General features: G+C 39.0%; 14 protein-coding genes. All 14 read right to left on the minus strand.

Annotated elements, in window-relative coordinates; all coding sequences use genetic code 11:
- Positions 1-412: 412 nt before the first annotated feature.
- Positions 413-1,120: a DUF3800 domain-containing protein gene (locus tag JCM14108_RS10410; RefSeq protein WP_035180714.1), complete on the minus strand. Its 708-nt coding sequence runs from the start codon at positions 1,118-1,120 to the stop codon at positions 413-415.
- A gap of 171 nt (positions 1,121-1,291) precedes the next feature.
- A complete protein-coding gene (locus JCM14108_RS10415; protein WP_035180715.1) occupies positions 1,292-2,113 on the minus strand; it encodes a GH25 family lysozyme in 822 nt (273 codons plus the stop codon).
- Positions 2,106-2,633: a phage holin, LLH family gene (locus tag JCM14108_RS10420; RefSeq protein WP_035180717.1), complete on the minus strand. Its 528-nt coding sequence runs from the start codon at positions 2,631-2,633 to the stop codon at positions 2,106-2,108. The genes JCM14108_RS10415 and JCM14108_RS10420 overlap by 8 nt, the downstream gene beginning before the upstream one ends.
- Before the next feature lie 12 nt (positions 2,634-2,645).
- Positions 2,646-2,963 carry a ParB family protein gene (locus JCM14108_RS10425; protein WP_235807162.1) on the minus strand — a complete coding sequence of 106 codons (318 nt, stop codon included), beginning with the start codon at positions 2,961-2,963 and terminating at the stop codon, positions 2,646-2,648.
- A 267-nt stretch (positions 2,964-3,230) separates the two neighbouring features.
- Entirely contained in the window at positions 3,231-5,864 is a 2,634-nt protein-coding gene (locus JCM14108_RS15485) for a hypothetical protein (protein ID WP_051996139.1), read from the minus strand.
- On the minus strand, positions 5,865-6,467 hold the full coding sequence (locus JCM14108_RS10435) for a hypothetical protein (RefSeq protein ID WP_035180719.1): 603 nt from the start codon (positions 6,465-6,467) through the stop codon (positions 5,865-5,867).
- Between the two features lie 14 nt (positions 6,468-6,481).
- Positions 6,482-7,720 (minus strand): baseplate J/gp47 family protein, encoded by a 1,239-nt coding sequence (locus JCM14108_RS10440; RefSeq protein WP_160168513.1) that lies wholly within the window; start codon positions 7,718-7,720, stop codon positions 6,482-6,484.
- Complete coding sequence (locus tag JCM14108_RS10445; protein ID WP_035180721.1) at positions 7,701-8,102, minus strand: contractile injection system sheath initiator; 402 nt, start codon at positions 8,100-8,102, stop codon at positions 7,701-7,703. The genes JCM14108_RS10440 and JCM14108_RS10445 overlap by 20 nt, the downstream gene beginning before the upstream one ends.
- Positions 8,099-8,479, minus strand: a complete 381-nt coding sequence (locus tag JCM14108_RS10450; protein ID WP_152536938.1) for a hypothetical protein — start codon at positions 8,477-8,479, stop codon at positions 8,099-8,101. The genes JCM14108_RS10445 and JCM14108_RS10450 overlap by 4 nt, the downstream gene beginning before the upstream one ends.
- A 46-nt stretch (positions 8,480-8,525) precedes the next feature.
- Complete coding sequence (locus JCM14108_RS10455) at positions 8,526-9,458, minus strand: hypothetical protein (RefSeq protein WP_035180723.1); 933 nt, start codon at positions 9,456-9,458, stop codon at positions 8,526-8,528.
- Positions 9,458-9,793, minus strand: coding sequence for a phage baseplate plug family protein (locus JCM14108_RS10460; protein ID WP_035180724.1), 336 nt, complete (start codon positions 9,791-9,793; stop codon positions 9,458-9,460). The genes JCM14108_RS10455 and JCM14108_RS10460 overlap by 1 nt, the downstream gene beginning before the upstream one ends.
- A complete protein-coding gene (locus tag JCM14108_RS10465) occupies positions 9,793-10,998 on the minus strand; it encodes a LysM peptidoglycan-binding domain-containing protein (RefSeq protein ID WP_035180725.1) in 1,206 nt (401 codons plus the stop codon). Before JCM14108_RS10465 ends, JCM14108_RS10460 begins: the two co-directional genes overlap by 1 nt.
- A complete protein-coding gene (locus tag JCM14108_RS14120; RefSeq protein WP_051996141.1) occupies positions 10,995-13,628 on the minus strand; it encodes a phage tail tip lysozyme in 2,634 nt (877 codons plus the stop codon). The genes JCM14108_RS10465 and JCM14108_RS14120 overlap by 4 nt, the downstream gene beginning before the upstream one ends.
- Entirely contained in the window at positions 13,547-15,520 is a 1,974-nt protein-coding gene (locus JCM14108_RS10475) for a tape measure protein (RefSeq protein ID WP_035180726.1), read from the minus strand. Before JCM14108_RS10475 ends, JCM14108_RS14120 begins: the two co-directional genes overlap by 82 nt.
- Positions 15,521-15,522: the final 2 nt, after the last annotated feature.

The following is a 15,522-nucleotide window of genomic DNA, read 5'->3' on the forward strand; positions in this document are numbered from 1 at the left end:
GTATGAGAGCTGTAATTTTAAGCATATTTCACAGTAATTTAAGATGCTTGAAATCACTTGGTATAAAAAGCATTCATAGGCATTCTGTATTTTGAAATGCTTTGCAAATACTTGACGATATTTGAGAGTATTTTGAATTACGCAGTAAAAATGTCGGAAGAAAACAAGAGAATTTTATTTTTATCGTATCTATATTTATGAAAAATGTAAACAGTTATCCGGCTAATTTTACTTTTTCAATACGCAAAAAATCCCACTCCATTATATGGAATGGGAAACAGTCTATGTAAATTCCCTTTGCCAGGGAATCCAGCAAGGACGGCGTACTTAAATTACGCTTAATATTTCTATCGCAACCCTGCTGTGGCCAGTACGGTACCAGTTCCGCCTGCATGTTTAGTATAAAGGAAGACTATGGCATATTCAAGCATAAATGATTGGGAATTTTTCTTAGACTTTGGTCACCAAAATAATAAGAATTTTCGATTCTGTTGGCTAATATATCGGCGCTTTGAATTAAATAATTCATGGATGAATCACAATATTCTACCGAGACTATAACTTTCCCTTCCATTACCGGATCGTGAAACGTTCCGTAATCATAGTTTGAAATGCCCTCGGCCAGTTCTTCATAGATAGACTCTTTAAGAGTATAGACACCATTAGTAGCCGTTGCTTGCTCATCTAAATAGATATGAATTTTTAAATCATCTTTGGCATCTATAATATTTTTATTAATATAATTCAAAATTTCGGATTTAATGATACGCTTTAAAACATAATCCTTATATCGGTGGATAGAATTTTTTGATCCTAATATGTGATCATAAACTTTAGAAATATCAACAGCAACAGAAAAGCTTTGTTCGTATTTAAATACTTTAAATAACTTATTCTTATACTTTTTCTCTAGTTTTGAAGCTTTAATCTCACCGTCAATATGAGTTGCATTTTTAACAATATGTACCATATTACGGTATCTTCGCTTAGCGTCTTCCATTTTTGTTTTAGACAAGAAAGAATAGCCTGCATAAATAAAATCTTTGCAGGGAGAATTTTTGTTTAAAACACCTGAATCATCAACAAAAAAATATACTGAATTTTGACATACCCCATTCAAGTTAATTCCCTCATTTAATCATTTTACATAAGTATACAAAGCAATCCATATTAAATCAATGTATTAAAAATAAAAAAGCCCACCCCGAATTAACGAGGTGGGCTTGATGTATCAACGTTCTCACATCATTTTTCCACTTTTACACTTTTGGTTGAAAAAACGTAAACACTTTTATTTTTTTAAATAAATTCTTCGGATATATTCAGCATTGCTTGAAATATAGCCATTTGCGTACTTCAGCTTTAGATGTGTAATCTTGCCGTACTTAACCGCATACGCCCACACACGTGAGCCCTTGGCCAATGCCTGATAGCTTTTAGTGGCCTTTCCAAAATTCTTTTTCTTGTAGATCCATAGTTGTGGCGCTGTTACTTCATACAAGCCAATTTTTTTCGATTGATAGTAACTTGGCTTAGCGCTTGTTTTGCTCCCAGACAGTGAGCCATCAAAGTCATACGAAGCGTCGACCTTTAATCCTTTAAAGTTATCGGTAAACTGCCAACTATTTGCATTAGCCACCCCAGGCTGTGATACGCCATAGGCAGCCACCCAAATATGCTTGTCAATAAGTTCCGATCGCTTAATTCGTCCAGAATTGAACCAGGAACCGCTGCCGTAGGTGATGACATTTTTATAACCGGCATTGATAAGATAGCGCAAAAAGACGTTCACTTGGGGAGTTGTATTGTAGGGCAATCCGGATGCTTCAACATCAATTGCTAGAACTGTTGACTTATCCAGTCCAAACTTCCTGACCCAAGCCAAAAAGTACCGCGCTTCTGCTGTCCCATTTCCATGAAAGAAGTGGTAAGCGCCAACTGCACCAAATACTTTATAGGCATTCTTCACTTGGGCGGATGCTTTCGGATTCAAGTAGTTGGTGCCCTCAGTCAATTTGACCATAGCAGCATCAACTCCATGAGCTTTAAAAGTTTTGAAGTATGAAACTGATGATCTTTGGTAACTGGCAAGATCAATTACAATTTTAGGCATTCTGATCACTCCCTGAATTTGCTACTGATTGGATGGTTTGAGGTGCTTGAGAAGCGGATTCTGCTTCATTTTCAGGCTTCGAAGTGGGTACTTGTGCAGTAGATGAAGCAGAGCTTGCTGGTGTTTGTGGAGCGGCCGAATTTTCGGTCGGCTCCGGCGAAGTCTTTGGTGCGTGGTTGTCGTAGCCTAACTTCTTGAATTGCTGATAGGCTGCTTCAACGATTGAGTCAACAATTTCTGGTGTCACCCAAGTCAAACCAAGTTGGTCTGCAAAGTCAGCGACATCTTTGTCGGCCGCTTTTTTACGATCAGATTTTGACAAGCCTTCAAGAGTGGCGAACTTGGTAACAGTGGTAAGTGCAAACTGAACAACCTGATTGATTTGTTTATTTTTAATGTGCAGTTTTAAGTATGGCTGTACCTGTTTAATTACCACCAGAATCAAAGCAGCAATTGCCGCCAGAATGCCGGTGCTTTCCAACCAGTTAAAAACATCAGTGATTTGCTTAAAAATTTGCATAATATTCTCCTCCTAATGTAAGAAATGAATGAGTTGTTGTAGAATCAAATAAATTACGGAACTGGACCCGATCGCAATGGTAACCACCTTCCACAAGTTCTGACGATTGATAACTTCCATCTCTTGCTTGTGTGTGTCATTCTTTTCGTTTCCTTTGATGATTGCTTCCAAAATATGATTGTTTTGTTCCCGTAAATATTTGTTGCTCTCATTAACACTCTTTAATGTGTCGTTCATTTTGTTACTCAGATCACTAATACGTTGTTCGTGATCCGATAATTCTTTACCATGTTCCAGCAACATTTGATGATCCTTATCACTTAATGGCAATGAGCATCACGCTCCTTTCTGTTTTTGGGCAAAAGAAAAGCACCTATCGGGGGGGACAGGCGCTACTTCATATATTGGGGTATATGAATAAGAAATATGAATATAATTTGGAAAGATATATTCTGAGGGGAATATATTCTTTGGGTGTGAATAGCAACATTGGAGGCGTTGTTATCCACGGAAAAATTATATCATATTTTGCCAAAATTGAATACCCGATCATCGGTATCAAGTGTTACATAATAAGTCATAAAAATATTCTTCTTTCTAATTGTCATTCATAAGTGAATCATAAGTTAATGAACATATACCATTATAAGATTTTAATGAATCGACAGAGTTTGTAGGCGTTGTCGTTATAAGATAATTATATTGTTCAATATGCAATAGCGAATTATTTTTTATATAAGCACCATCTCCAGCACCAATAACTGCAAAAGAAGTAACATAGTATTCTGCTGAAGACCAAAGGAAATATCCGCTAACTGATTGAACGTTATGGATGATAGAAGACAAATCAATTAGTCTCGAATAAGGAGCATAGCTAGACGTAGTAGACATCAGTGGCAATAGAAAATACATTGTTTTATTGGTATCGTCAATTCTATAAAAAAATGATTTTGGTTTTAGTAATCCGTTGCTACTTGATAAATCAGCTATACGCCAAGCCGAGTTCTCAACGCTTTTTAAGTCAGCCGCCGTAGCGACATCGATACCTCCTTTCTGCAGTCTACCAGTAAAGTTGGCATCCTGTCCCGTTCGTGCAACATCGCTTGGGACACCATCTTTAGTGATATATGGCTTGCCCGTTGTCTTATCAATTGGCGCAGTATCAAAAGTATTTTTACCCGTAAACTCTTGATCTGAACCTGTTCGTGCTAGATCAGACGGTAAACTGCTTGCGAGAAGCAACGGATTATTGTTGACCGTTGGGGTGGTGTCGAAGTTGTTTGCTCCAGATAGGTGGGCGACTTTGGAATCATCAGCAGGTGTGATAGTTAGCTTATCTTGCTTGGCGTTAACTTCTTCAATTCCTGCAACATCATTGGCTGGCTTACGCATATCAGATACGTTCACTTTGTCATCTGGATTAGGACACCAATCAGTGGCATGTGAACCGAGTTCAAGTTTTTCTCCTTTTGCTGTGCAAGTGAAATCATCAGAATTGCGCACAACATGTGGATCTATATAAGATATGCCGCTAGGAACTGTGAATGTCCATGAAACTTTACCCGATGAAGAATGAACACCACTATAATACCATCCAATATATTTTTTATTGCTGTCATATGCCCAATACCCAAAAATAAAAGAACCTGTTAATTTTGTTAAATACATTGAGTAGGTATAGGTGCTCCCGGCATTAGTAGCCTCTAGGATAGCGGACCCTGAATTGCTACTCCAACCGGCCACCGTTGAAAAGCTATCCGTGTATGACTGTTCCGACGAACTCGTTCCTAGTAACAAGTTAGTTCCTACGGCACTGTTATCAACCTGCGTTTGCAATGTGGAAACTTGGTTGGTTAAGTTAGTTTTAAGCTGGTCAACTGCTGAGGTATCTGCTTTGGCATTAACCTCTTCAATTCCGGCTACATCACTTGCAGGCTTACGCATATCAGCGGTATGGACAACTTTGCTATCATCTGCTTTAGCGTTAACTTCTTCAATTCCGGCTACATCGCTGGCTGGCTTACGCATATCAGCGGTATGGACAACTTTGCTATCATCTGCTTTAGCGTTAACTTCTTCAATTCCGGCTACATCACTGGCTGGTTTACGCATGTCAGCTACATTTACTTTATCATCTGGATTAGGGCACCAATCAGTAGCTACACTGCCCTTTTCTAATTTAATTCCGGCAATCTGCAGGGTATTGGTATTTTCAATCTCTCGTTCAAGTCGAGGGCGAAGGTAACCGTCACTAGTGGCAACTGTTGTCCTTGACACTCTCTGCCATGAATCTGTTATAGTTACATTATTATAATTATAGCCTGAATCTTCTGTAGCACTACTATAATTGCCTTCAGTTTGACTGGTTAGTGTCCAGTAGATTTCACTTGTTCCAGTACCACTTATATATTTTGCATATACACTATAAGTTAAAACATCACCCTTTTTAACTTGGATATATTGGCTTAGTCCATTCCAACTTTGTGTTGTCTGCATTACACCAAATCCATTATAGGTATCCGTAGTTTTTGTCCAGCTATCGAAACCCCGCCATGATGCTGGGTTGTCAAAATTCTTGGTATCGGTATACAGGTTAGTTCCTACAGCACTGTTATCAACTTGAGTTTGCAATGTGGAAACTTCGTCGATTCCTGCGACATCGCTAGCTGGTTTACGCATATCAGAAACGTTAACCTTTTTATCCAGTTGTTGATTAACATCGATTGTTTTGGCATAAGGCTGTAATGCCTCAGCTAAATCAGTATCTGAAACATAAACGTCGTTTGAATTAGTAAAAGTGATATTACTGGTATTGCTAATATTCACTTTGTATGAATAAGTAACTACTTGCGGAGTTACACCATCATATTCTGGCAAGTAATTAGGATTAGGAGATACCGTAGTTCCATATAAGATCTCATTGCCTGAATCATCTTTAGCATAAACAGCATAGGTTTTAACGTAAACGCCATCAGTTAATGCTTCATTAGTACCAGTTGCTCGAATTCGAGTTTCACCAGTGTTATTATCCAGAGTAACTTCTGGATTATTAACTACAACTTCCTGCGGCGTGATTGCTGTTAATGCTTTAACCTGATCATCCGTCAGCTGGCTATTATCCATACTAGAAAAAGCAATCTTGCTAAAAGTAATTTTAGTTTGACCGGCGTTAACTTGATCAATTAAATTTTTGCCCGCATTAGTTAAGATTCCCACATTTGGTGTTGCCAATTAAACCATCTCCTTAACAGTAATTTGTGGATAGGACTGGGCATGAACTCCCACATAAATTTGGTTGTTAACTGTCGTTGCATATTGTAAATCCTTTAATAAATATTCTGGTGGCAGCATTGACTGAATAGCATTGGTTAAAATCTTGCGTTTAACTTCTGCCTTATCACCAGAATTAAAATCAAAGGGAATATTGGTCACTTCGACTTCTTCTGGATTATCGGTACCGTTAATGTCGAACATATCTGTGCCAATATTTAAAACCGTTGCAATCAACATTTTTAAATCATTAGTTGTAATGCCCATATGGTTTTTCAATAATTGTAAACGAACTTGAAATCGTAAAAAATCATCGTCATCATCTAGCCGATTGATGCCATAGTCCAGGGCAATATCTGTTAGCGTTTGCCCACTGGCATTATTTAATAAAACCTGATCTGATATACTGAGCAAGTCATTTTTATGTTCATTAAGAAGATCAGCGATCAAGTTTAATAAGTTTTGGTTATTTGATTCATCTTCCTGATTCATAACTGCTGGGAACATTGAAGTTAACCAATTTCGCAAAGTACTATCAGATAAGTCCGTTTCGGTTTGATACATTTAGCACCCCTTCTTTAGTTTTCAGTCACGTTAATCGTAATATGATCAGAGCTGGTAACTGCCAATTGAAAATCACTGACACTAATATCCGTTTCAGCCAATGTATTAGCATTTGTGCCCAATTTAACAGCAACATCAGTCACACCAGCAGGTGAATAGCCAGGACCAAATAATTTTGAATAAAGCACTTTGTCCCCCATATTGAGAGTGTCAAAATAATTTAAAATATTAGTCTTGATGGTTTGTGGCCCATTATCAGTATCAAAAACCGTACTGTTAACATTCAAATCCAATTCAATATAAATCGGTACCGTATCAGCTCGATCAAACGAAACCGTATGTTGACGACCACCTATATCCGTTGCCATACCAATTACGGAGCCAATGGTATTGGTCTGTGGTGGTAAAACATCAAAGAACTTTTGAGAAATCTGACTATCATCACCGCCAATTACGTAAAGATGAACTGATTTTGCGGGATTCCCATAGCTGTCTGTACTCATGGTATTGTTATTGACCAAACGAACATCAGTTACTCCAGTTAGATTTTTAATGGCCGTTTGAATGCCATTAGGCGTACTATTCTCGGTACTTTTACGGTTATCTAAAATTCGTTGCCGTAGCGCATCATCAGTTTCTGCATCCGTGCCACCTGTAGCTGCTTGCAGGTTAGTAACTGCATAAAAGCCATCAATTGAATTAACTGGATTAACAATAGTTGCCGGCATAACATTTGAATCTGTCCCAGTATCCATGGCCACTGCCTGAACTGTTTGCCGGCCCAAGGGATTACCATCATCATCAGTCAATGGTTGCGTATTTCCACCACTATCAACATATGTTGCTTGTTGAGTAATCGTAATGTCTGCCAAGGTTGAAAACAGTTGACCATCTGGGGTAGAAAATTGGGTCCCTTCTGGAATAACCGTTGGCGAATCTGGGTCGACATAACCATCAACTTGTAGATACACATAAGCATTAGTTGCCGGCTTGCGGTAAACACCAATTTCAGCCGCCAAATCATCCAGATTCGCTCCGGAACTTTTCAAAACAAAAAAGGAGTTATAAACTCCTTGAGCCAGACTTTCCAACGAGTCATCGACCTCTGATAAAATGCCAGCAATCATTCCTGGCGTCTGCTCATCATCTAGATCAATGCCATCGCCAAAATATTTGATAAACAAAGCATTGATGTTGTCTCGGAGATCATCTAGTTCAGGGCGATCATATCCATTAGCTGTTAGTGGCATCATCTTCACCTCCTTGATCATCGACGCTAACACTGCTCGTGACAGTTTCACCAGTTGTAAGGGTAACCGTTGCTTCTAGTGAAGTAATCCGCTGTTGTTGATTAGCTTCGAAATTAGTAATTTCAACTGAATCAAAAGTATCTGGCCATTGTTCTTGCAGATAGTCAGATAAAATCGACTGAATAATCCCTTGGTCATCTGCATTAGCAAGTAATTCGTTATGATCAAGACCAATATCTTCATTCCAAAGCAATTCAGCAATATTAATGTTCAATAACAAACTGAGTTTCTGGGCAATTTCATCATCATCTTCGACCATATTAAAAGCACCAGTGTTTGGATTAAAATCCAAGTCACCGGTGCTGTCTAATCCAAATGCAATCATGGTTCAATCACCGCCTCAATCACCGCATCTTGTATGGAGTGCATTCTTTTAGTATCGATTTTATAGTTGTTTTTCCCAGACCAATTGTCCATCTCACGATCACAAAAGCCAACCCAGACAACGGAGCTAATTGCCATTGGCTTATAACCATCAAGATTAACATTTTTATTGGCACAAATTTTTTTAAAGAAGGTGTCCATTTGCCAAACTGATGCAGGAACAATAACTTCAGTTAAAGCCGCTCGTTTATCACCATCTGATTGAAGTGGTAGTGGTTGAACATCGCAACGGTGATGAACCTTATCATATGAAATCACTCGGCCAATCGTATGACAATTAATTTCTGATTTAAAAAATTCCAAAAATTCATTTTTCAAAAAATTGGATTGCTTATTTTTAGCATCAACCGCGACTTTTCTTTTCTTAGGCATAAACTACCACTTCCATTTTATAAGAATCCTGGTCATGAGTATGATCAACACTTTTTACTCTTTTAAGACCAGTAAGATTGGTCGACTTCACATAAACTGCCGACCCTGCGCAAACACGTGGGTCATCAAAGCATTCTAAAGTCCATGTCGGCTTACCGTCATCATCACTGTTATAGGTTGGCTCTTGTGTCAATCCATGATGCATCGTGAGATATAGATGTTCATTATAAGGATTAGGCTTAACACCATCATCGATATATAAAGCACCTTTACGATAATAAACCGTGCTCCCGCAATCCTTTACAATTGCTTGAATTGCTGCTAAGGGCTTGGCTGATAGCGTATATCCTTTTTTGAAAACATGATTTTTCTTTAAATTAATTGCTGAAATTTCAATTTTTGCCTCACGTTTAATCCGATCAATAATTTGGCTGGCTTTAGTTCCTTTTTTGAACGTAATGTTAACCTTGCTGATCTTTCGTTTTTTATATGAAATTGATTTTCCGTTACTGGCTTTAACGGTGTGAGTTACCATTTTCGAACCATTAAAATTACTGTAAAGGCGCTTATCCTTTGAATAATCGCGTCCTTCTTCAAAAGTTATCTGGGTTTCCTTATCCATGCCGCTTCGCGTCTCTGGAGAAATTTGTGTGATCGTGCCTTCGGTTAATTTACCATAGAGATCAGTTGGACCACTGTAAACAATAATGTGATCATTTTGATTAATCTTGGCCAAATGAGTTTTTGATAAATTAAACAGGGTTACCGTACAGGTAGCAGGACTGCCACCATCATCAGAAGGAATATCATAATTAATCGGTACATTATTTTTTTCTGAGAGTGTTAGCTTGTTACCATTATGGTTAATAATCAAAGTAGTCGAATATCCCCAATAGTAACCCTTGCTTGTAATTTTTTCTGCCATTAATCCTCACCATCCGGAATATCATCAATACATAGCTGCACGGTATCTCCTAAGTTTCCGAGATCAATTTCATCTTCATTTCCTGACTCATCCATTGGAATAATTGTTTCAATTGGGAGGCCTGGAGCATTTATACCGCGCCATAACGGTTGGTTTAAAGTTGCAACTTCTCCAAGCCAGATTGGTGTACCATCGAGTTGATAAACATCTACCGTAAGCGACTGATCAATTTCATTCCATTGAAACCCAAATAAATAGCTCCCTGAATCTAAATCAATCTCTTGCTGATAAGGAATGTCAGCAGGTGATATTGGAATATAGTCATGTACTGGCATTATTCGTACCTCACTTTCGCCCCAACTGGGATCGAAGTGGCTGGCCACTTATTTAACTTTTCTAACTTAGAAACTTTCACTCCCGTTTTTTGTGAAATTGACCAATAGGTCATCCCTGTTTTAACGGTTACCGTTTTATGAGTGGTTTTCTTGGTGCCACCTTTTTTTGTGCTTGACGACTTAGTTTTTTTCTTTGATTTCTTTTTGGCATAATCAATTTTGGACTTCATAGCATACTTAAAAGTTAATGATAGTGCCAGTGAGTTCTTGTTTCCTGCTGTGTTGGCTGTTTTACCGACAGAGGATAGATAGGCGTGTGCCCATTTTGAAAAGCCACGCACCGTAACCTCAACTCCCTTTCGAGCCCAGCCTTGTAAGATTTCAAATTGTTTATCTAAGTCACTAGTTTTGCCAAATAAATAATAAGTTCCTGATAACTGTTTGGAACTTCGAACGACGTAGTTAGTCCGAGGATCTGAGTTATCTACTTCGTTAGTCGGAACATCCTGATCGTTAGTTTCAGATGGATCTGATTCACCTAAGATAAAAACTCGACTAGTCATTGCGTCTGCTCGCTGAATTGTTGTTAGTCCATTAAGATACACATTCTTATGTATCTTATATTTTTTCTTGGCAGCTGCAATTTTATCGTTAATTTTAGATCGATTTTGAGTTTGTTTCTTCTTAGTTTCCGCCTTTTTCTTAGCAGTATAAGCATCGTGATAAGTTTGATAAATTTTTTTATCCTTTGACTTTTTTACGTTAATATCATCAATTTTTTTCTTTTCAACATTAATTGCATGATTGGCTTTTGTGCGAGCTTTTAACTGCTTTTGATATTCAGCGGTATTGGTAAGCTTAGCAATTGATTGATAGACTTCTTTTTTCTGCTTAGTTAGGTCTTTAATGGTTGACTCGATCGATTTTTTCTTAGAAGATTTCTTGGTTTTGCTCAATAATTTCTTCTGCTTATCAATTTCATCTTGTTTAGCATTATAGGCATCTTTAAGATCGTTGTATCCATTTTGCTTTTGCAGATATTCATCATAAGTGTCTAACTTATCCTTAGCCTTATCAATAGTACTTTTAGCATTATCAATTTGGTCAGCATCTTTGCTGACAGTTGATTTCCATTCGGTTGATTTCTTTTGCAAGTAAGTTAAAGTCTTACCTTTAACAGAATGTTTTGCTGATTTTTTGGTCATACCGTAAGGCCTCCTTCATCATTTGAGCCTAGTAACTGACGCATTTTCTCAACGAGATCGTTATTACGTTTTTCAATCCGTTCATCAATTTTATTGATTGTTGAACTATCGGCATGACCTTGAATAGTCAAATTGGTTCGAGCATCAATTGACATTTTTTTATTTTGGCCATTAACGATCTTTTCAGAAGCTTCATGTGGAATCATCAAGCCACCAGTATCGGGCTTAAATAGTTCCCAGCCGTCTTCATGGACTTTAGCCAGTTGATTCTTTTGAATTCGGCCGCCTTTGGCATATCCTTTAATTGCTTTATATGCTGCTTCGGCGTTGCTAATACGAGTTCCTCCGGTTGCGTCTTCATTACCGCCTGACTCCCAACCAGCGAAGAACTTTCTAGCAGCTTCTGCTGGATTAGTCATCCTTAATACTGCTTTAAAGGCTCCAGATTCGCCAGGTTCATGAAGTGCGTATTCCAGTTGACCTTTGGCAGAGTTCCAAGCATAACCATGCTTTTTCTCCCAGTTACGCAATCCGGTTTCACGTCCAAATGTCCATTGGCCTAACCCAGTACCATGATCAGCGCTATTAATTGCCGAGGGGCTTAAGCGTGATTCTTGCATCCAGTTACCTAAGATACCGGCAATTCCGGCATCAGTAGCAGAAGGATAAGCTTGTTTAAGGGCTTTCGCTATTTCTCTAGCTCGTTGACTTTCATCTCCAGCAAGACCAACAGATCCCATATCACCGTTATCGCCAAACTTATCAGCTAACTTAGACATAAATTTGAAGAATCCGCTGCCAACTTGTTTCTTAATGAGCGATTGAATACTATTAGAAGCTGATTTTTTACCTTTTGAAGCAGTTTTCCTTGCTAATCCCCTAACCTCACCAAATAGCGGGCTATATCCTGGTACTGAGCCAGAAATTGAATGCATACCAATGTCTGGATGACCATTAGGCGCAAATGCTGACCAATACTTATTTCCACCAGCAAAGACTCCAACGTGTTTACCAGGGCCCCAGAACACCAAGTCACCTGGTTTAGCGTTTGAACGACTAATGTGCTTTGTTTTACCGTATTGTGCGCCAGAATAATGTGGATAATCAATGCCAAAGGCGTGTTTTAGAGCATACATAACAAGTCCAGAACAATCAAATGTGTTAGGACCCGCAGCACCCCAAACATATCTTTTACCACGACCATACTTTTCAACGGCGGCCAGTAGTCCGGTAGCATCACCGCCACTGCCTCCATCCAGATTAACCATCCCCCAAAGAGACTTCCACCAATTAGTAGCCGAGGATTTCATCTTACCAAAAAAGCCATTGGCAAAGTCTGATAAAACAGTTCCCTTGCCAGATGGCTTTTTAAGCAGTCCAGTTAAATATTTACTTGGATCCTTAACAATTGACTTAACGGTATCAAATACTTTCTTAGTGGCCTTAACAACGCCACCAGCGAAGTTACCAATTGCTCCGAATCCTTTTTCAACACCGCCAACAACCGATGAGCCAATGCTCTTAGCACCATTCCAAAGGCTGTCTAGTAAACCAGTTCCCTTAGCAAAGTGGCTCATCCCATTTAACGACATAGCAAACTTGGTTTCAGAAGCATTCAAGACTTCGGCTCCCGGCTCTAGCAGTCGTTTAACATTAGTTCCTTTAATCAACTCACTCATACCATTAGGATGAATCAGCATTTCACGATTGCCAGTTTCAGGTGAGTCATGGCCGTCATTTAACATTGCTAAAGTTGGTTTCGTAATCTCACGGCGTTGATTGCCAAACATACCAGTACCATTGGCAAAGTGAACATAACCAATCTTACCGATTGCTTTACTTGAACCGCCGAACATGTGGATAACTCCATCAATTAAACCAATGCCATCATTTAGAACTTTTATGATGTCGTTGATACCATTCTGAACGTGCTTAACAATCCCTTTCCAAAGATTACTAAACCAATCATCAATCCCATTCCAGAAGTCTTTCCATCCTTTGCCGATGTCATGCCAAGCGTTTTTAAACCATTTAATTATATCGCCCAGACGACCACCGGTTAATTTATTGACCCAATCGAATCCTAGCTTAAATAGGTCTTTAACATCCCTCCAAAGGTTTTTGGTTAGCTTACCAATATCTTTACCAAGTCGACCCCATTTACCAGTAAACACGTCAACGATTACTTGAATGAGGCTCTTGATAGTACGCCAAGCGTCCTTAATTATTTTGGCCATATCCTTGAATAGCCAACCCCAACGCTTATTGACATCTTTAACCAAGTAATTAATATATTTACGAACGCCATTGGCTAGCTTTCCAAACCATTTAGTTACGCCTTTCCAAGCTTTCTTAGCCCATGAAATTAAACCGTTGACGAATTTGCGGAACTTTTTGTTGTGCTTATACAACTCGTACAACGCCGTCCCAGCTGCAACCGCTGCTGTTGCCAGCAAGATTAAAGGATTTTTCTTTAGAAAATTAAATGCTTTTTTAATGCCTTTACCAGTTACAGATGCAGCAACCTTAATTACTGAAAGTCCTTTAACTACACCTTTATAAGCAAGCTTAGCTGTCCATTTAAGGCTTTTACCAATTGCTCTACTTGTTGCTTTAGTAGCTGCCCACAATCCTCTGGTGGCGGCTTTGGCCCCTTTCCAACCAATGCTTGCTGTCCACTTGAGCTTCTGCCAATTGCTCTAGCAGTACCTCGAATCGCTTTTGCAAATAACGTTAACTCTTTTTCACCGCTTTTTCCATTAACTTTAGGTTTAAGAATCAAGCCGCTCTTTTCGCCAAACCCTAAAAAGTTTTTTGTTGCAGAGATCCCTTTCATAGCTTTCGATGTAGCCCAAATGCCGGCTAGCACCTTGCCAATATCTTCTAAACCTTTTTTATGGGTAGTAATACTTTTTAGCGCATCTGAAAAGCTATGGATCTTTTTATTATTGCCAGCTAGTTTACCTATCGGAGTTACAATCGCACTCAGCCCTGAAACAATACCTTTAGCAAAACCAACACCAACATCTTTGAGGATTTTAACCGTGTAATACAAACTTTTAAAGAACTCCACAATTGACTTGGCATGATGAGCAATTGAATTAGAAACGTTAGTAACGCCCTTAGCAATACTGTTCATCACATCGTTAGCCAAATGAGGGCTTTCTTTAGGATTAAATACTTTAGCAAAAGATTGCGTAATAGTGTTCAATCCTTTAGAAGCAGCTGAGCCAACTTTAGTGAATTCTGTTTCGGTCTTTTTGTCAGAAACCCACTTAGAAATTGCTCCAAATATCGGATTCTTGGCCTTCATAAAGGGCTTTTCCAAAGCACCAAACAAGGCTGCTCCTCGAGCCGACATAACTCGTTCCATACCGGGAAGTGTCTTCATCATGTTTTCAGATGCCTTAGCATATTTTTTGCCTAAAGAGTTCATGACGTTTTCGGCATCCTTAGCACTAACCTTGCCAGCACTCATGTCTTTCCGCAATTGACTCATGGTTAGATGGGAATTATCCATTGCCTTACGTTCATAGGCTAGTAGCTTTGATCCAAACATTGGCAACTGATCTGAAATCATGTTGAAGTCGCCTAACTGCATTCTAGATGAAGCCATCATATGCGTAAAGTTAAGCCCTAATCGTTTGGTATCTTCAGCACTCATGCCAAGGGTATCAGCCATTGTTAAGACTGATTTAGTGAGCCTGTCAGTCGGCCCTTGGGCATCTAAGACGTGATAGAATTGCTGATTAAGTTCGTTTACTAAACCAGCTGATTGACCAAAAGCAACCGACATGTTGTTGATGGCTTTGACCATGCGGTCTCCTTTAACGGATGAGTCAGTCAGGGTGTTCCATGTGGCGTGCATAACTTGCTGTTCTTTATCATATTGTTCGCCGGCTTTTAGGGCGTTACCAATTCCGGCTTTCAAAGAATACCAAGTGTTAATTGCTGCGTTAGAAATGAAGCTGGCTGCCACAACATCTCGCAAAAAATGAGTCCCCTTATGGACTTCATCAAATGTTTTTTTAGCCGAATCATGCAACTTACTAAATGAACCGTTAGACTCAGAAGATCCGCCCTTAAGTTTCCTAAACATCTCAGTAAATTTGTTCCCAGATTGATTGGCTTCGTTAGCCAGCTTCTTAACCTTTTGAGTGCTATTGCTAATTTCACTATCAAAACTGCCATTTATTTTGATCCTCTTAGCTGCATCACTGGTATATTTGACTTCTTGAAAGAGTTTGTGCACGCTATTGGCTGCCTTACTTGTGCTCCCTTTAACGGAGTCCATGCTATGGTAAGTATCTTTAACTGCGTCCCGCATTTGCTGCATTTCACGGCTCGACTTGCCACCGAACCCACTAAAAGAATTGCGAAACTTTTCGGCTACTCGATCAGCCTCTTTTAATGACTCTAGCAGGCTATCTACCATTCCATTGGTTTTACGCAGGTCGCCTAACCCATTCATATTTAGATCTACGCCAATACCAGCATGACGAACTTCTTTTGCTTCAGCCATTA

The sequence above is a fragment of the Lentilactobacillus farraginis DSM 18382 = JCM 14108 genome, from assembly GCF_000583655.1.
Lineage (GTDB): Bacteria > Bacillota > Bacilli > Lactobacillales > Lactobacillaceae > Lentilactobacillus > Lentilactobacillus farraginis.

Bases quoted from the DNA above. Each gene is read 5' to 3' on its own strand.
- JCM14108_RS10475 (WP_035180726.1), bottom strand. From the start codon at position 15,520: ATGGCTGAAGCAAAAGAAGTTCGTCATGCTGGTATTGGCGTAGATCTA.
- JCM14108_RS10440 (WP_160168513.1), bottom strand. From the start codon at position 7,720: ATGATGCCACTAACAGCTAATGGATATGATCGCCCTGAACTAGATGAT.
- JCM14108_RS10465 (WP_035180725.1), bottom strand. From the start codon at position 10,998: ATGACCAAAAAATCAGCAAAACATTCTGTTAAAGGTAAGACTTTAACT.
- JCM14108_RS10415 (WP_035180715.1), bottom strand. From the start codon at position 2,113: ATGCCTAAAATTGTAATTGATCTTGCCAGTTACCAAAGATCATCAGTT.
- JCM14108_RS10420 (WP_035180717.1), bottom strand. From the start codon at position 2,633: ATGCAAATTTTTAAGCAAATCACTGATGTTTTTAACTGGTTGGAAAGC.
- JCM14108_RS10445 (WP_035180721.1), bottom strand. From the start codon at position 8,102: ATGATTGCATTTGGATTAGACAGCACCGGTGACTTGGATTTTAATCCA.
- JCM14108_RS10455 (WP_035180723.1), bottom strand. From the start codon at position 9,458: ATGGCAGAAAAAATTACAAGCAAGGGTTACTATTGGGGATATTCGACT.
- JCM14108_RS10460 (WP_035180724.1), bottom strand. From the start codon at position 9,793: ATGCCAGTACATGACTATATTCCAATATCACCTGCTGACATTCCTTAT.
- JCM14108_RS10435 (WP_035180719.1), bottom strand. From the start codon at position 6,467: ATGTATCAAACCGAAACGGACTTATCTGATAGTACTTTGCGAAATTGG.